Source organism: Rhizobium sp. YS-1r (assembly GCF_000757525.1).
GTDB lineage: Bacteria > Pseudomonadota > Alphaproteobacteria > Rhizobiales > Rhizobiaceae > Neorhizobium > Neorhizobium petrolearium.
On the sequence record NZ_JPYQ01000055.1, the window covers coordinates 154,654 to 170,802 of the forward strand.

Below are 16,149 nucleotides of genomic sequence, written 5' to 3' on the forward strand. Positions count from 1 at the left end.
AATCAATGAAACGCAGATGGAAATTCTCGATCGGTCTAGCCATCAGCCTTGTCGCTGCGGCGGGGCTGATCGTCGGCCTTGACGCAGCCGACAGGGCCTTTCCGCCGCCGCTTGAAAAGACGCATGTCTTCTCGGCAGAAGTGCTGGACGCTGACGGCGAGCTGTTGCGGGCCTTCGCGACGCCGGAAGGGCGCTGGCGGCTGAAGACGACGACTGAAGATGTCGATCCGCGCTTCCTGAAGATGCTGATTGCCTATGAGGACCAGCGTTTCCGCAGCCATTCGGGCATCGATCCTCTGGCGCTCGGCCGTGCAGCACTGCAACTCGTCACTAACGGCCGGGTCGTCTCCGGCGCTTCCACGCTTTCCATGCAGGTGGCGCGGCTGATCGAGCCGCGCGAGACCCGTTCCGTCTCCGCCAAGCTGCTGCAGCTTGTCCGCGCCCTTCAGATCGAGAGGCGACTGAGCAAGGAGCAAATCCTCGAGCTTTATCTCACGCATGCGCCCTATGGCGGCAATCTGGAAGGTGCGCGCGCAGCCAGCCTTGCCTATTTCGGCAAAGAGCCACGCCGCCTGTCGGTGGCAGAGGCGACGCTTCTGGTAGCACTGCCGCAATCGCCGGAAGGCCGGCGGCCGGACCGGCATCTCAACGCCGCCAAAGTGGCGCGCGAGCGGGTGCTGATGAGATCTGCCGTCGTGGATTTGTTGGGAGATGGCGAGGCAGAACGGGCCGCGGGTGATGCGATCCCGACGCGGCGCCTGCAGTTGCCGGCCTATGCCGCGCATCTCGCCGAAGCGGCGATCCGCAGGCAGCCGAAGGCCCAGGAATACAGGACGACGCTCAAGCGCAGCATTCAGCAGGGGCTGGAACAGGTCGCCCGCGAGGCGGCGACAAAGCTCGCGCCAAAAATTTCGCTCGCGATGGTGATGGCCGATGTGACGACCGGCGCGATCGTCGGCGAAGTGGGATCGGCCGATTATTTCGATGCCAGCCGCTCCGGCTGGATCGATATGACGCGCGTCTACCGCTCGCCAGGCTCGACGCTGAAGCCTTTCATTTATGGCCTTGCCTTCGAACAGGGCCTTGTCAGCCAGGAGACGATCATCGAAGACAGGCCAGCGGATTTCTTCGGCTACAGGCCAAAGAACTTCGATATGAGTTATCAGGGCGATGTGAGTGTCCGGCAGGCATTGCAATTGTCGCTCAACGTGCCGGCGGTGCGACTGCTCGATGCGGTCGGGCCATCGCGGTTGATGATCCGCTTCCGTCGTGCCGAGGTGCGCCCGGTTCTGCCGCCCAACGAGGCGCCAGGGTTAGCAATTGGTTTGGGTGGAGTGGGCATTACGCTGAAGGATCTGGTGCAGGCCTATGCAGCGCTTGCCAATCGGGGCATTCCGGTCAGGGTCGGCAACGGAATCAAGGATCAGCCTAGCGCGATCGAAGGTGAGCCGCTGCTGGAGCCGCAGGCGGTCTGGAATGTCGCGGATATCCTCTCGGACGTCCTGCCGCCGCAAGGAAGCCGCAGGCTTGGCATCGCCTACAAGACCGGTACGAGCTACGGCTATCGCGATGCCTGGTCGGTCGGATTCGATGGGCGATATGTGCTGGGCGTGTGGGTCGGTCGACCGGACAATGGTGCGGTGCCAGGCATTGCCGGTTATCAGACGGCGGCACCGATCCTCTTTGAAGCATTCTCGAAATCCGGCGTGCCGATCACGCCTTTGCCTCCAGCGCCTGCGGGCGCCATACGGCTTGCGCAGTCCGACTTGCCAATCAGCCAGCGGCGTTTCTCGATGACGGCGAATGGTCTCATTTCCGCGTCCACGCGGGAACCGGCGCCGCAGATCGTTTATCCGCCCGAAGGTGCGCGGGTCGACCTAGGCGCCCAAACCGGGGAAATCTCGCCACTGGTGTTGAAACTGCAAGGCGGGCGGGCGCCTTTCCGCTGGCTCGCCAACGGCAGGCCGCTTAGCGATATTTCCCGCCGCCGTACCAACGAATGGACGCCCGACGGCGCCGGCTATTCGACGCTGACGGTGATCGACGCTGCCGGTCGGGCCGCCAGCGTCAGAGTGTTTGTGGAGTAGTCAGGCGACGGCTTTTGCCGCGTTCTTCCTGGCGATACGAGCGCGGATGGATTCGATATCCGCGCGGGGGGTCGCGGCGAAAAGCGTGCGTGTATATTCGTGCTTCGGGCCGGAGAAGACCTCGTCGCGGGTGCCATACTCCACCGCCTCGCCGAAATACATCACCATCACCTCGTCGGCGATATAGCGCACCACCGAAAGGTCGTGGCTGATGAACACGTAGGTGAGGTTGAACTCGTCCTGAAGATCGGCAAGCAGATTCAGCACCTGGGCTTGTACCGAAAGGTCGAGCGCCGAAACCGGCTCGTCCAGCACCAGCAGCTTCGGATTCATCATCAGCGCGCGGGCAATGGCGATGCGCTGGCGCTGGCCGCCCGAGAACATGTGCGGATAGCGGTTGTAGTGCTCCGGACCGAGACCGACCTTCTTCAGCATTTCGTTGGCGCGATGCCGCCGTTCCTCCGCCGACATGCCGGTATTGATCGCCAGCGGTTCGCCGAGCACATCGCCGATCTTCTGGCGCGGGTTGAGCGAGCCATAGGGGTTCTGAAAGACGATCTGCACCTTCTGGCGCATCTCCTGAGTCAGGTGGCCGGGACGCGTATCGACCTTCTTGCCGTCGATCAGCAGATCACCGGAGGTCGGCTCGTCGATGAAAGTGATCATTCGGGCGAGTGTCGACTTGCCGCAGCCGGATTCGCCGACGATCGCAAGTGTCTTGCCGCGTTCGAGCTTGAAAGAAACGCCTTTTACCGCATGGATGATCTTCTTCGGCTTGAAGAGGCCACCCGGCAATTCGTAATCGCGCTTGATATTGCGCACTTCGAGCATGGTGTTTTCAGTCATGCGCTTACTCCCGGAGCTGGTTCCGGATTGCCGTCAAAGAAGGCGGAAACGGTGGTGAGGCGGTCGCCGGTGGCATTTTCCGGCAAGGCCGCCAGCAACGCCTTCGTATAGTTGCTCTTCGGGCTCTCGAAGAGGGAAAGCACGTCGGCCTCCTCCATCTTGCGGCCCTTGTACTGCACGACGACGCGGTCGGCGGTCTCGGCTACGACGCCCATGTCATGGGTGATCATGATCAGGCCCATGCCGTTCTTGGCCTGCAGCGACATGATGAGATCGAGGATCTGCTTCTGGATCGTCACGTCGAGCGCGGTGGTCGGCTCGTCGGCGATCAGGAGCTTGGGATTGCAGGCGATCGCGATCGCGATCATCACGCGCTGGCACTGGCCGCCGGACATCTGGTGCGGAAAGTGGTTCAGCCGCTCTTCCGGATTGGGCAGGCCCACCTGCTTGAACAGTTCGATTGCACGAGCGCGGCGTTCCTTTTTGCCGAGGCCGAGATGGATGCGCAATACTTCCTCGATCTGGAAGCCGACCGTGAAGCACGGGTTCAGGCTGGCGATCGGCTCCTGAAAGATCATCGCGATATCCTTGCCGATCAGCTTGCGGCGCTCAGCCGGGCTGATCTTCTGAATGTCGCGACCTTCGAAAAGCATCCGGTCCGCTGTAATCTTCGCGGTCCAGGGGAGAAGCCCCATGACGGCAAGCATGGCGACGGATTTCCCCGAGCCGGATTCGCCGACGATGGCGAGAACTTCGCCCTTTTCGACGGACATGGAAACGCCGTCAACGGCCTTGAACCAGCCGGTTGCGGTTTCGAACTCGACGGTGAGATTGTCGATTTGCAGAAGCGCCATGTTCAGGACCTCTTCAGTTTCGGGTCGAGCGCATCGCGCAGACCGTCGCCCATCAGGTTGATGGCAAGCACGGTAACGAGGATTGCAAGGCCGGGGAAGGTGACGACCCACCAGGCGCGCAGAATGAATTCCCGTGCCTCGGCGAGCATCGTGCCCCATTCCGGGGCCGGCGGCTGAGCGCCCATTCCGAGGAAGCCGAGAGCGGCTGCATCGAGGATGGCGTTCGAGAAGGAAAGCGTCGCCTGGACGATCAGCGGCGCCGTGCAGTTCGGCAGGATGGTGCGGAACATCAGCCTGAGCGGGCCGGCACCGGCAAGGCGCGCCGCCGTCACGTAATCGCGAGTCTTCTCGGCCATGACCGCTGCACGGGTCAGGCGCACGAAATGCGGCTGGAGGGTGAGCGCAATCGCAATCATGCCGTTCGTCAGGCTGGGGCCGAGGATCGCGACGAGCACGAGTGCCAGCAGCAGCGACGGGAAGGCGAGGATGATGTCCATCAGGCGCATGATGACGGTATCCACCCAGCCGCGGTAATATCCGGCAATGAGGCCGACCAGAATGCCGCCGGTCAGCGACAGCGTCGTCACGAAGACGCCGATGAAAAGCGAATATTGCGCGCCGTAGATCAGGCGCGAGAGGATGTCGCGGCCAACCGGATCGGTGCCGAGCAGGTAGCTGGCGCGTCCGCCTTCGGTCCAGATCGGCGGCACAAGAACCGCGTCGCGATACTGTTCGAAAGGCGAATGGGGCGCGATGAGAGGCGCAAGAACAGCGACAACAACGAGCAGAAGGAAAACGAAGAGGCCAATGACGGCGCCACGATTTTCCGAGAAATAGAACCAGAATTCCTTTAGCATCTGGCGGCGCAGCGCAGCGCTGGACACTGGTTCAGGCGCCTTGTCGACCATGATATCGGCCATGGGATTTTCTCCTTCTTAATGCCGGATACGGGGATTGATCAGGCCGTAGAGTAGATCAACGATGAGGTTGACGAGCATGATGATGCCCGCGATCAGCAGCAACCCGCCTTGGATAACGGGATAGTCCCGACGGAAGACACTGTCGACCATCCACTTGCCGATACCCGGCCACGAGAAGATCGTTTCCGTGAGAATGGCACCAGCAAGCATGACGCCAATCTGCAGGCCAATCGTGGTGATGACCGGGATCATGGCGTTGCGCAATGCATGAATGCCGACGACACGGAAGGGCGATAGGCCTTTCGCGCGGGCGGTGCGAACGTAATCTTCCGACAGGACTTCCAGCATGGCCGAACGCGTCTGGCGGGCGATGACCGCGAGAGGAATGGTCGCCAGTACGATCGAGGGAAGTGCGAGATGGCTCAGCGCAGAGGCGAAGGCGCCTTTCTGGCCGGAGAGCAGCGAGTCGATCAGCATGAAGCCGGTGACCGGCGGGAAGAAGAACATCAGTGAGATCCGGCCGGAGACCGGAAACCACTGCAGGATACCGGAGAAGAAGATGATGAGCAGGAGGCCCCACCAGAAGATCGGCATCGAATAGCCCACGAGGGCCACGCCCATCAGCGCCTGATCGAAAAACGATCCACGCTTGATCGCCGCTATCACACCTGCCGGGATACCGAGTGCGACAGCGATGATGATCGCACAGAGCGAAAGCTCGACCGTGGCGGGAAAGAGCGCGAGGAACTGGTCGAGAATCGGTTTCTTCGAAACGATGGAAGAGCCGAAGTCCCCGGTCAGAACGCCTCCGAGATAATCCAGGTATTGAATTACCATTGGCCGGTCGAGGCCGAGCTGCTGACTGATCAACGCGTGGCGCTCTGGCGACATGACGCGCTCGCCCGAGAGCAATGCGACGGGATCGCCTGGCAGCAATCGGATAAACGAAAAGGCGATAATCGAGACCCCGATGAAGGTCGGGATCAACACGGCAAGACGCCGCAACAGGAAGCCAAACATTCTAAACCTTCGATGGTTTTTCGGTCTTGGCCGATTCATGGGCTTGTCAAGCCATGGAAACGGCAATCGAGGCGTCATCGCCACATTTTTCGGCGTCTCATAAGAAAATGCCGCGGGAAACGCAACGCGTCCCGCGGCAAAAATATTGGGAGTGTCTAATTATTCGGCGATATCGACAGCTTCGAAGGTAAAGTCGCCAAGCGGGCTCTGGGTAAAGCCGGTGACACCCTTGCGCATCGGGACGACGGAAAGGGAGTGATCGAGTGTCGCCCAGGGAGCTTCCTTCTTGAAGACGGTCTGAGCCTGTTCGTAGAGTTTGGTGCGCTCGGACTGATCAGACGTGACCTTGGCCTTCTTCACCAGATCGTCGAACTCCTTGTTGCACCACTGAGCACGGTTGTTGCCGCCGACGGCATTGCAGCCCAGCAAAGTGTCGAGGAAGTTGTCAGGATCGCCGTTGTCGCCGGTCCAGCCGAGGATAACGGCACCGTCACGATCCTTGGCCTTGGAGCGATCCAGGTACTCAGCCCATTCGTAGGACACGATCTCGACCTTGACGCCGATCTTGGCAAAATCGTCCTGGATGATCTCGGCAGCGCGGCGGGCATTCAGCATGTAAGGACGCGAAACCGGCATCGCCCAGACCTTCATGGAGAGGTCCTTGACGCCGGCATCAGCCAGCATCTTCTTGGCCGCGTCGAGGTCATACGCATCATCCTGAGTGGATTCATTGTAGGACCACATGGTCGGCGGGATCGGGTTTTTAGCGGGCGTTGCCATGCCCTGGAAGACGGCGTCGACGATGGCCTTCTTGTTGATCGCCTTGTTGAGCGCCTTGCGGACTTCGACCTTGTCGAAGGGAGCCTGGGTGGTGTTGTAGGCGAAATAGGCCACGTTCAGGCCTTCCTGTTCCAGCACGGTCAGGTTGGGGTTGGACTTCATGGACTGGACGTCGGCGGCGTTCGGATACGGCATCAGGTGGCATTCGCCGGCCTGCAGCTTCTGGTACCGAACGGCTGCATCAGTCGTGATAGCGAAAACGAGATCGTCGATCTTCGGCGCCGGACCCCAATAGTCGGCGTTCTTTTTGTAGCGGATGACCGCATCCTGTTGATAACCGACGAAGATGAACGGACCAGTGCCGACCGGCATCTGGTTGAGCTGCTCCTTCTTGCCGGCCTTGTCGAGGCTGTCGGCATATTCCTTCGACATGATCGAAGCAAAGGGCATGGCAAGGTTGGCGAGGAACGGAGCTTCCGGCTTGTTCAGCGTGAACTTCACCGTGAGGTCGTCAACCTTCTCGACGGACTTGATGAGCTCCGGGAAACCCATGCCGGCAGCATATTCCCAGGCTGCGCCGGGGATATACTGATTCCACGCATTCTTCGCATCAATCTGACGGCCGATGGAGAAGACGACGTCATCGGCATTCAGGGTGCGGGCGGGCGTGAAGAAGTCGGTCGTCTGGAACTTCACGTTCTGCCGCAGCTTGAAGGTGTAGACAGTGCCATCCTGCGAAATTTCCCAGCTTTCCGCGAGGCCTGGCTCCGGCTGCGTCGTGCCCGGCTTGAACTCGAGCAGACGGTTGTAGATGGGATGAGCGGAAGCGTCGAAGGTCGTGCCGGCGGTGTAAAGGCCGGGATCGAAACCTTCCGGAGAACCTTCGGAGCAGTAAACGAAGGTCTTGGCGCTGGCTGCACTGGCAAAGAACGTTGCCGACAGAAGTGCTGCGGCAAGGGTGAGCTTGTATTTCATAACGGTCTCCCTGTGACCTCTGGCCGGTTGCCCGACCCGGTTGATTTGTGTCGTTAGGATGATGCGCCGCAGGGCGCTTCAAGCTTGATATTCTTGTTATTCACCTCCCGGTCGGCGAAACTTGCCGTCGCCCATTACAGTAATTTCACAGTAATTTCTCCTGACGACCTGCCCCAGCTTGCGCCGCGCATCTCCACCTTGGTCGCCTTTGGCATCGATCGGGATCGCCCGTATCGAATTCCGCTTGCATTTCATTTTTTAGAAAAATTTCCACAAATTTGGCAAAATCCCCGTATGTTCTTATTATTTTAGATCCATTCCTTGGATTTTCGGCGGGCTGCGGCGCGAGAGCATAGCGATTATGATCTCGTTGTCGAGATGCTAAAATTCGCATGCCGATCACATCCGCTTTTCCAATGCCTCATCTTTCCGTAGCGTCAATTTTGCTGCGTCGCCGCATTGTCATCGAGCCAAAATGGAGTACGGTTCGGGCCTCCCAGAGGCATAGGCGTATCGAGGCAACGATTTTTATGACGACAGGCAATTCCAATCTCCCGCTCGTTTGGGATTTCATAGACCGCAAGACGGAAGTGTTCACCGATCTTGCGGACCGTGTCTGGGAGACGCCGGAAACCTGCTACATGGAGAAGCTTTCCGCCGCCGCGCACCGCGAAATGCTGGAGGCGCAAGGTTTTCGGATCACGGAAAATGTGGCCGGCATCCCGACCGCTCTCATCGGCGAAGCGGGCGAGGGCGGGCCGGTGATCGCGTTCCTCGGCGAGTACGATGCCCTGGCCGGCCTCAGTCAAAAGGCGGGTGCGGTTCACCAAGAGCCGCTGATCCCCGGCGCCAATGGTCACGGCTGCGGCCATAACCTCCTCGGCTCGGCTTCGCTGCTTGCGGCGACCGCGCTCAAGGATTGGCTGGAAATGACTGGCACGCCCGGCCGCGTGCGCTATTACGGCTGCCCGGCGGAAGAAGGCGGCGCCGCAAAGGCGTTCATGGTGCGGGCCGGCGCCTTCGAGGATGTCGACATCGCCATCAGCTGGCATCCGAGCAATTTCGCCGGCGTGCAGCGGGAGACCTCGCTTGCCAACTGCCGGATCGATTTCACTTTCACAGGTAGGGCAGCGCATGCTTCGGCCGTGCCGGAGCTTGGCCGCAGCGCGCTCGATGCCGTTGAATTGATGAATGTCGGTGTCAATTATATGCGGGAGCACATGCCTTCCGATTGCCGCATCCACTATGCGGTCCTCGATACCGGCGGCATTTCGCCGAACGTGGTGCAGGCGCATGCCAAGGTTCGTTATGTCGTCCGTGCGCCTGAACTGCCTGGCCTTCTGGCGTTGATCGAACGTGTGAAGAAGATCGCCGAGGGGGCGGCGCTGATGACCGAGACCAAGGTCGAAAGCACGATCCTTGCAGGCGTTTCCAACCTCATCGTCAACAAGCCGCTGATGGATGCGATGCAGGACATCTGGGACAGCATGGGACCGCCGCCTTTCGATGAAGCCGATGTTGCGTTCGCCGAGAAGATACGTGCGACTCTGACGCCGGAAGATATTGCCGCGAGCTGGAATCAGGAACGCCTCGAGCCAAGGGACATCCCGCTGGCGGATTTCGTCCTACCAGCTCACAACGAGGTGAGGCAAATGGGCGGGTCGACGGATGTCGGCGATGTGAGCTGGGTCGTGCCGACCGTGCAGGCCTATGGTGCGACGCTCGCCGTCGGCACCCAGCTTCATACCTGGCAGGTGGTGGCGCAGGGGCAGAGCGCGCTTGCCCACAAGGGCATGGTTTCCGCCGCCAAGGCGATGGCTGCGACCGGCCTTGCGGCAATCGAAAGCGAGCAGCTTCGTGAAGCCGCCTGGGGGGATCTCAAGAAGCGTCGCAAGGGCCAGGAATACACCAGTCCCATTCCGCCCGGAGCCGAGCCGCCCGTCGCGGCGATGACGGTCAAATGACCAAATGCGCTGATTGACGCGTCAATTATTTTGAACGGTGTTCGGCTTGAGCGCGGCGATTTGGGCTGTCCAATCTCGCCGTTTCCGCCTATGAAATTTTTATGCGTTCCGCATGTTTCACAGGAGGTCCGTCGTGACTATTCAGCCCAATTCCATCGAAGCCCGCGACAAGGCTTACCAGCTTCATTCCTACACCAATGCCCGGGCGCTGGAGCGTGACGGTTCACTGGTGATCGATCGCGGCGAGGGCGTCTATGTCTATGACAACAATGGCAAGAAGTATATCGAGGCCATGGCCGGGCTGTGGAGCGTTGCGGTCGGCTTTGGCGAGAACCGTCTCGTCGAAGCGGCCGCCAGGCAGATGGCGAAGCTCCCATACTACCACACCTTCACGGCTCGCAGTCACGGTCCCTCCGTCGAACTGGCCGAGAAGCTGATACAGATGGCACCTGTGCCGATGTCCAAGGCCTATTTCACCAATTCCGGTTCCGAGGCCAATGACACGGCGATGAAGATGGTCTGGTATCGCTCGAATGCCTTGGGCAAGCCGGAGAAGAAGAAAATCATCTCCCGTATCAAGGGCTATCATGGTGTGACGATCGCCAGTGCCAGCCTGACCGGCCTGCCGAACAACCATCGTTCCTTCGACCTGCCGCTACCGGGCATCTTCCATACGACCTGCCCGCACTACCGCGTCTTCAAGCAGGAAGGTGAAACCGAATCGGCCTTCGTCGAGCGTTGCGCGAAGGACCTTGAGGATCTGGTTCTGCGGGAAGGTCCGGAGACGGTTGCGGCCTTCATCGGCGAACCAGTCATGGGGGCCGGCGGCGTCATCGTGCCGCCCGCGGGCTATTGGGAAGCAATCCAGAAGGTACTGAAGAAATATGACATCCTCTTCATCGCCGACGAAGTGATCTGCGGCTTCGGCCGCACCGGTAAGATGTTCGCCACCGAGACTTTTTCGCTGGAACCGGACATCATCACCGTCTCCAAACAGATTTCGTCGTCCTACCAGCCGATCTCAGCGCTGCTGATCAACGAGAAGGTTTACCAGCCACTTGCCGACGAATCGGCGAATATCGGCACATTCGGCCATGGGGTGACGGCAGCCGGCCATCCGGTTGCAGCGGCCGTGGCTCTGGAGAACATCGCGATCATCGAGGAGCGCGATCTTGTCGGCAACGTGCGGGCGTTGGCACCGAAATTCCAGAGCCGGCTGAAGGCAATGGAAAGCCATCCTCTGGCGATCGAGGCCCGTGGCACCGGTCTGATCGGTGCCTTGGAACTCAAGCCGCGCGACGGGTTCGCTGCCGGCGAACTCGGCCCGAAGCTGCTTGCAGTCATGCTGGAAAAAGGGCTCATCTCGCGCGCCATCGGTGATTCACTGGCGCTTTGCCCGCCAATGATAATTAGTGAGAGCCAAGTGGATGCGGTCTTCGACCTGTTCGAAGACTCGCTCAACGCTTTCCAGAAGCAGCTTTCTGCCTGACAGTCTTTCGGAGCCGGACTTAATAAGGTCACCGTTCGGCTCCGATTGCGCAAAATGCGCGCGCGCCTATATTTCGCGTCATGCTTGAGCTCGCTGAGACCTATTGGCCGCATATCCTCTTCACCATTTCGGTCCTGGCGGGAACGGCAGCGGCGATTCATGCCGCCATGACGAAAGCGGAGGTGCGTTCTGCGGTCGGTTGGGTCGGCATCATCGTCCTTTCCCCGATTGTCGGGGCGCTACTCTATCTGATCGCCGGTATCAATCGCATACGCCGTACCGTCATCAGCGATCGTCGAGCGCTGCTCCAGGGAGATATCCGCGCTCATTTTGCTTCCTATGACGCTACCGATGATCTGGTGACCGGGCAATTCGGTTACAGGTTCCGAGCAATGAAAACACTTGGCGATCGTGTGACGCATCATCGCCTGACGACCGGCAACACGATCCTGGCGCTCGATACTGGCGACGAAGCTTATGGCGCGATGCTAGAGGCGATCGGCCAGGCGCAACGCAGCATCATCCTCGAGACCTATATCTTCGATCGCGACCGGATCGGTCAGCGATTTGTCGACGCGCTGATCGCGGCCGTAAAACGCGGTGCCGAAGTGCGCATTCTGATCGACGCCGTCGGCGCCCGGTATTCGGTGCCGAGTGTGCTCGGCATACTCCGAGATGGCGGCGTCACGGTCGATGTCTTTAACGGCAACGTCATTATGGGGCTGCGATTGCCCTATGCGAATCTCAGGACCCACCGGAAAATCCTGGTCATCGACGGCAGGGTGGCTTTTACCGGCGGCATGAATATCCGCGAGGGCTTTTCGCGCGAATTCAGCCGCGACAAATGTTCCCTCGATACGCATTTCAAGATCACGGGGCCGGTCGTGGCCGATCTCTTTGCAATTGCCGCGGCTGATTGGCGATTTGCGACTGAGGAAATGCTGACAGGGGAACCCTGGGCGCTCGATCCGTCCGAAACGGAGCCAGGGAATCCGGTTTTCATTCGGGCGGTTTCCTCCGGTCCCGACCGGAGCGTCGAGACGAACCACAAGATGCTGATGGGTGCTTTTTCCGTGGCGCGCTCCTCAATCCGGATCGTCTCGCCCTATTTCCTGCCGGACCGGGAACTGATCACCGCACTGATTACTGCAGCACGGCGCGGTGTGGCAGTCGATATCGTCGTGCCCACCGCCAATAATCTCGTTCTGGTCGACCGTGCGATGACGGCGCAGTTTGACCAGATGCTGAAGAACTATTGCCGTATATGGCGTGCTTCGGGGCCTTTCGACCATTCCAAGCTGATGGCAATCGACGGATGTTGGGCCTATATCGGTTCCTCAAATCTCGATCCACGGTCGCTGCGGCTCAATTTCGAGGTGGATCTTGAAGTTTTCGACCGTCCTTTTGCCGAAGCGCTGGAACGAAGGATCGATCTGGCGATTTCTTCGGCGACCGAAGTGACGCTTGATGGATTACAGTCCAGGCCCTTCCTCGTGCGGCTCATCGAGCGGGTGCTTTGGCTGGGTTCGCCTTATCTCTAGTGATGATGGGAAAAGCTGGATCAGCAAGCGGATTATCGTATAGTTTGTGTGTATGCGAATAGCCTTTCAGATCATGCGGGAAAAACGCCCAAATCTCTCAGCAAGCATTCTGGCATCCATCCGAGCGCACAAGAATCGGGGCGTGGGGGGCCATGAGCCCCATGATCGCAGCAAGGGCATGCTGATTGCCTCCTACAATGTCCATAAATGCGTTGGCGTCGACGGCAAGTTCGATCCCGCTCGAACCAGCCATGTGATCCGCGAGATCGGAGCCGATGTGCTCGCCCTCCAGGAAGCCGATACCCGGTTCGGCGAACGGCGGGGGTTGTTGGATCTTGCGTGGATGGAGCGAGAGACCGGGCTTTTCCCGGTCCCTGTCAATGGAGTCACCAAGGCTCATGGCTGGCATGGCAACGCGGTCTTCCTTCGCGAGGGGCTGGTCCGCGATGTGCATCAGGTGAAGTTACCCGGGCTTGAGCCGCGTGGTGCGCTTATCACGGAACTCGAACTCAAGGACGGCAGCATGTTCCGTATCATTGCGGCGCATCTCGGCCTGCTCAACCGCTCGCGGCATCAGCAGGCGCGCGTCATTCTCGATATCCTGAGTTCGCGCGAAGAGCAGCCGACCGTATTGATGGGCGATCTCAACGAATGGCGGCTGGGCGACCGGTCCTCGCTCAACACGCTTGCCTCCGTTTTCGGCTTGCCTGCAGCCGTACCGAGCTTTCCCTCTCGCTTGCCGGTTCTGGCGCTCGACCGGATCATGGCGAACCGCCCGGGGCTCATCGACGCCGTGAAGACCCATGATACGCCGCTTGCCCGGCTCGCTTCCGACCACCTGCCAATCAAGGCCGTGCTGAAGCTCGGCAAGCTGCCATTTGCCGAGGCGGTAGAGACCGGCTGATGCTGTTGCTTCAATCTTTACGGCGGCCAAAGGCATCGTTAGGGTTGCCAGCCGGCCCACCCTCTCTCCCCTCGACTGGATTTCCGCATGACTGATATCGCCATGATCGAAGCCGCCCGTGTCCGCCTTGATGGTCACGTGCGCCGAACACCGCTGCTTTCTTCTCCATTCCTGGACGAGATCGCCGGACGGCGCATCTTTGTAAAGCCGGAATGCCTGCAGCATACGGGCTCTTTCAAATTTCGGGGGGCCTGGTCTGCGATTTCGGCTCTACCGGCAGAGGTGCGCGCCAAAGGGGTGATTGCCTTTTCCTCCGGCAACCATGCACAGGGTGTCGCGCTAGCGGCCAGAATGCACGGCATTCCGAGCGTCATTGTCATGCCGTCCGACGCTCCCCGCATCAAGATGGAGAACACCCGTGCCTATGGCGCCGAGGTTGTGCTCTATGACCGAGCCAACGAGGATCGCGATGCGATCGGCGAGAGGCTATCGCGGGAGCGCGGTCTGACGCTGATCAAGCCTTTCGATGAGCCGCTGGTTATTGCCGGTCAGGGAACGACCGGTCTTGAAATTGCAGAGCAGGCCAAGGAAGAGGGGATCGGGAAGGCGGATGTTCTCGTGCCGACAGGTGGCGGCGGTTTCATTTCCGGCGTTGCACTGGCACTCGAAGCCAAGGCACCGCAGTTCCGTGTCCATCCTTGCGAACCGCAGGACTTCGATGATGTGACGCGTTCTCTTGCATCCGGAAAGATCGAGCGCAATGCGGCGCAATCCGGTTCACTCTGCGATGCGATCATTACGCCTCAGCCGGGCAACATCACATTTCCGATCATGTCGCGGCTCTGCGGCCCAGGTCTGGTCGTTACCGAGGACGAGGCGCTTCATGCGGTGGTGCTTGCCTTCAGCCGCCTGAAGATCGTGGTCGAGCCGGGTGGTGCGGTGGCGTTGGCGGCTGCTCTTTTTCATGGTGAGACACTGGGCGACACGGTGATTGCTGTGTGCTCCGGCGGCAATATCGACGTCGATGTCTTCCGCCTGGCGCTCGACAAGTTTCCTGCCTAATTGGCGGCCGGCATGGCCGGGGTATAATAAACTGTTAACTCGTCAAAGCCGCCGTTAAGAAAAAAGGATTTTCTACCGCACGCGTATCGGGTGAAACATTATCTCTATCGAGTTAATCGTGATAAGTTAACATAGGAGTGCTCTGAAAGGGCAAACCAGAACCCGGGAGATATCCATGCAGCGAGCTCAGCATCAGACACGGTCCTTCCCAGTTCGCAACGTCGCCTTCACAAGCAAATGGCAGTGGGTTACCAATACCGCTCTGGTGATCGCAGCCTTCATCTTCCTTGGGGCAGTGACGCTCGGCCTGTTCCCTTAAGCTTCCGATCCTTTCCAGGATCGCACCATACACCTTCCGCGCTCTACCGGCTCGGGAGGTGTTGCAATTTTCAGGCTATTTCATCGGCAGATAGGCTTCGGCAAGTTCCACCCAGAAGCTCGTGCCGATCGGTAACGCGTCATCGTTGAAATCGAAGCGCGGATGATGCAGCGGCGGGTCGTTGTCACTGCGCTTGGTGCCGAGGAGAAAATAGGTCCCTGGCCGCTCTGCCAGCATATAGGCAAAATCCTCGCTGCCCATCGATGGACGCGGCAAATCGACGACCTTTTCCTCGCCGAAGACCCGCTTGGCCAGATTGCGAACGAACGCCGTTTCCGTCTGGTGGTTGATCGTCGCCTCATAGCCGCGTTTATAGTCTATCGTCACAGTCATGCCGTAGCTTGCCGCCTGACCTTCGGCGATCATGCGAATGCGATTTTCCAGTTCATTGCGGACGATCGGATCGAAGGAGCGGATCGTCAGAACCATCTCCGCCCGCTCTGGAATCACGTTGCTGGCCGTGCCGGCATGAAAGGCTCCGACGGTAACGACCGTCGGATCGAGCGGATGAACGTTTCGCGAGGCGATTGTCTGCAGCGCCATGATGATGCTTGCGCCGCAGACGATCGGATCGGCGGTGTCCTGAGGCTCGGCACCATGGCCGCCGCGGCCGTTGACGACGATGCGGCATTCGTCAACTGCCGCCATCATGGCGCCGTCCTTCACGCCGATCTGCCCGAAAGCCAGGCTTGGATCGTTATGCAGGCCGAAGACGGCGTCACAGGGAAAGCGCTCGAAAAGGCCGTCGTCGATCATCAGCTTTGCCCCGCCGAAATTTTCCTCGGCTGGTTGGAAGATCAGGTGCATCGTGCCGTCGAAATTCTTCCGCTCCGCAAGGATCCTGGCGGCTCCCAGTAGCATGGCGGTGTGGCCGTCATGACCGCAGGCATGCATCAAGCCTTTGTTCCTGCTGGCATATTCGACGCCGGTCTCCTCCTCGATCGGCAGTGCGTCGATATCGGCACGGATAGCGAGGGCGCGATTACTGACGCCATTCCTGAGTGTCGCGACGAGCCCGGTCCGGCCAAGGCCACGAGTGACTTCGTAACCGAACTCGATGAGTTGCCTGGCGATGAAATCAGCCGTGTTGAACTCCGAAAGTCCGAGCTCGGGATATTGATGAAGGTAGCGGCGGATCGCTATCAATTCGGCCATGTAATTGGAAAACTGGATCGTCATTTCTCAAAGTACCGGAATTTCGATTGGATTGTTTGCGGGCGAACCGAGGCCATATCTTTCCGCTCGACATATGAATAGCAGCGTGAGCCGCCGGAGGTAACCTGCCGGCGATCAAATTTCACGCCATGCAGGAGTATCTAAGAGGAGAA

The 16,149-nt window shown here is 59.6% G+C and carries 13 protein-coding genes; 7 read left to right on the top strand and 6 right to left on the bottom strand.

The window, feature by feature from the left end; translation table 11 throughout:
- Positions 1-5 precede the first annotated feature (5 nt).
- Positions 6-2,087: a penicillin-binding protein 1C gene (pbpC, locus tag JL39_RS23570; protein WP_037156540.1), complete on the top strand. Its 2,082-nt coding sequence runs from the start codon at positions 6-8 to the stop codon at positions 2,085-2,087.
- Here the strand turns inward: pbpC and JL39_RS23575 are convergent, their stop codons facing one another.
- The 5 genes from JL39_RS23575 to JL39_RS23595 form a co-directional block, all read right to left on the bottom strand.
- A complete protein-coding gene (locus JL39_RS23575) occupies positions 2,088-2,933 on the bottom strand; it encodes a dipeptide ABC transporter ATP-binding protein (protein WP_037156542.1) in 846 nt (281 codons plus the stop codon).
- A complete protein-coding gene (locus tag JL39_RS23580) occupies positions 2,930-3,787 on the bottom strand; it encodes an ABC transporter ATP-binding protein (RefSeq protein WP_052183085.1) in 858 nt (285 codons plus the stop codon). Before JL39_RS23580 ends, JL39_RS23575 begins: the two co-directional genes overlap by 4 nt.
- Positions 3,788-3,789: 2 nt before the next feature.
- Complete coding sequence (locus tag JL39_RS23585; protein WP_152601265.1) at positions 3,790-4,695, bottom strand: ABC transporter permease subunit; 906 nt, start codon at positions 4,693-4,695, stop codon at positions 3,790-3,792.
- Positions 4,696-4,722: 27 nt separating this feature from the next.
- On the bottom strand, positions 4,723-5,727 hold the full coding sequence (locus tag JL39_RS23590) for an ABC transporter permease subunit (protein WP_037156546.1): 1,005 nt from the start codon (positions 5,725-5,727) through the stop codon (positions 4,723-4,725).
- A gap of 159 nt (positions 5,728-5,886) precedes the next feature.
- Positions 5,887-7,482: an ABC transporter substrate-binding protein gene (locus tag JL39_RS23595; RefSeq protein ID WP_037156548.1), complete on the bottom strand. Its 1,596-nt coding sequence runs from the start codon at positions 7,480-7,482 to the stop codon at positions 5,887-5,889.
- Between the two features lie 530 nt (positions 7,483-8,012).
- Here JL39_RS23595 and JL39_RS23600 point away from each other — a divergent pair.
- The 6 genes from JL39_RS23600 (at position 8,013) to JL39_RS32000 (ending at position 14,761) form a co-directional block, all read left to right on the top strand.
- Positions 8,013-9,446: a M20 family metallopeptidase gene (locus tag JL39_RS23600; RefSeq protein WP_152601249.1), complete on the top strand. Its 1,434-nt coding sequence runs from the start codon at positions 8,013-8,015 to the stop codon at positions 9,444-9,446.
- Positions 9,447-9,579: 133 nt separating this feature from the next.
- Positions 9,580-10,935: an aspartate aminotransferase family protein gene (locus JL39_RS23605; protein ID WP_037156550.1), complete on the top strand. Its 1,356-nt coding sequence runs from the start codon at positions 9,580-9,582 to the stop codon at positions 10,933-10,935.
- Between the two features lie 80 nt (positions 10,936-11,015).
- The gene (locus JL39_RS23610) at positions 11,016-12,476 is read left to right on the top strand and encodes a phosphatidylserine/phosphatidylglycerophosphate/cardiolipin synthase family protein (RefSeq protein WP_037156552.1); all 1,461 of its coding nucleotides are present in this window, start codon (positions 11,016-11,018) and stop codon (positions 12,474-12,476) included.
- A 73-nt stretch (positions 12,477-12,549) separates the two neighbouring features.
- Positions 12,550-13,380: an endonuclease/exonuclease/phosphatase family protein gene (locus JL39_RS23615; protein ID WP_037157248.1), complete on the top strand. Its 831-nt coding sequence runs from the start codon at positions 12,550-12,552 to the stop codon at positions 13,378-13,380.
- An 87-nt stretch (positions 13,381-13,467) separates the two neighbouring features.
- Positions 13,468-14,442, top strand: coding sequence for a threonine/serine dehydratase (locus JL39_RS23620; RefSeq protein WP_037156554.1), 975 nt, complete (start codon positions 13,468-13,470; stop codon positions 14,440-14,442).
- A 175-nt stretch (positions 14,443-14,617) separates the two neighbouring features.
- Positions 14,618-14,761, top strand: a complete 144-nt coding sequence (locus JL39_RS32000; protein ID WP_161784797.1) for a hypothetical protein — start codon at positions 14,618-14,620, stop codon at positions 14,759-14,761.
- Between the two features lie 75 nt (positions 14,762-14,836).
- Here the strand turns inward: JL39_RS32000 and JL39_RS23625 are convergent, their stop codons facing one another.
- Positions 14,837-16,000 carry a M20 aminoacylase family protein gene (locus tag JL39_RS23625; RefSeq protein WP_037156556.1) on the bottom strand — a complete coding sequence of 388 codons (1,164 nt, stop codon included), beginning with the start codon at positions 15,998-16,000 and terminating at the stop codon, positions 14,837-14,839.
- Positions 16,001-16,149 lie beyond the last annotated feature (149 nt).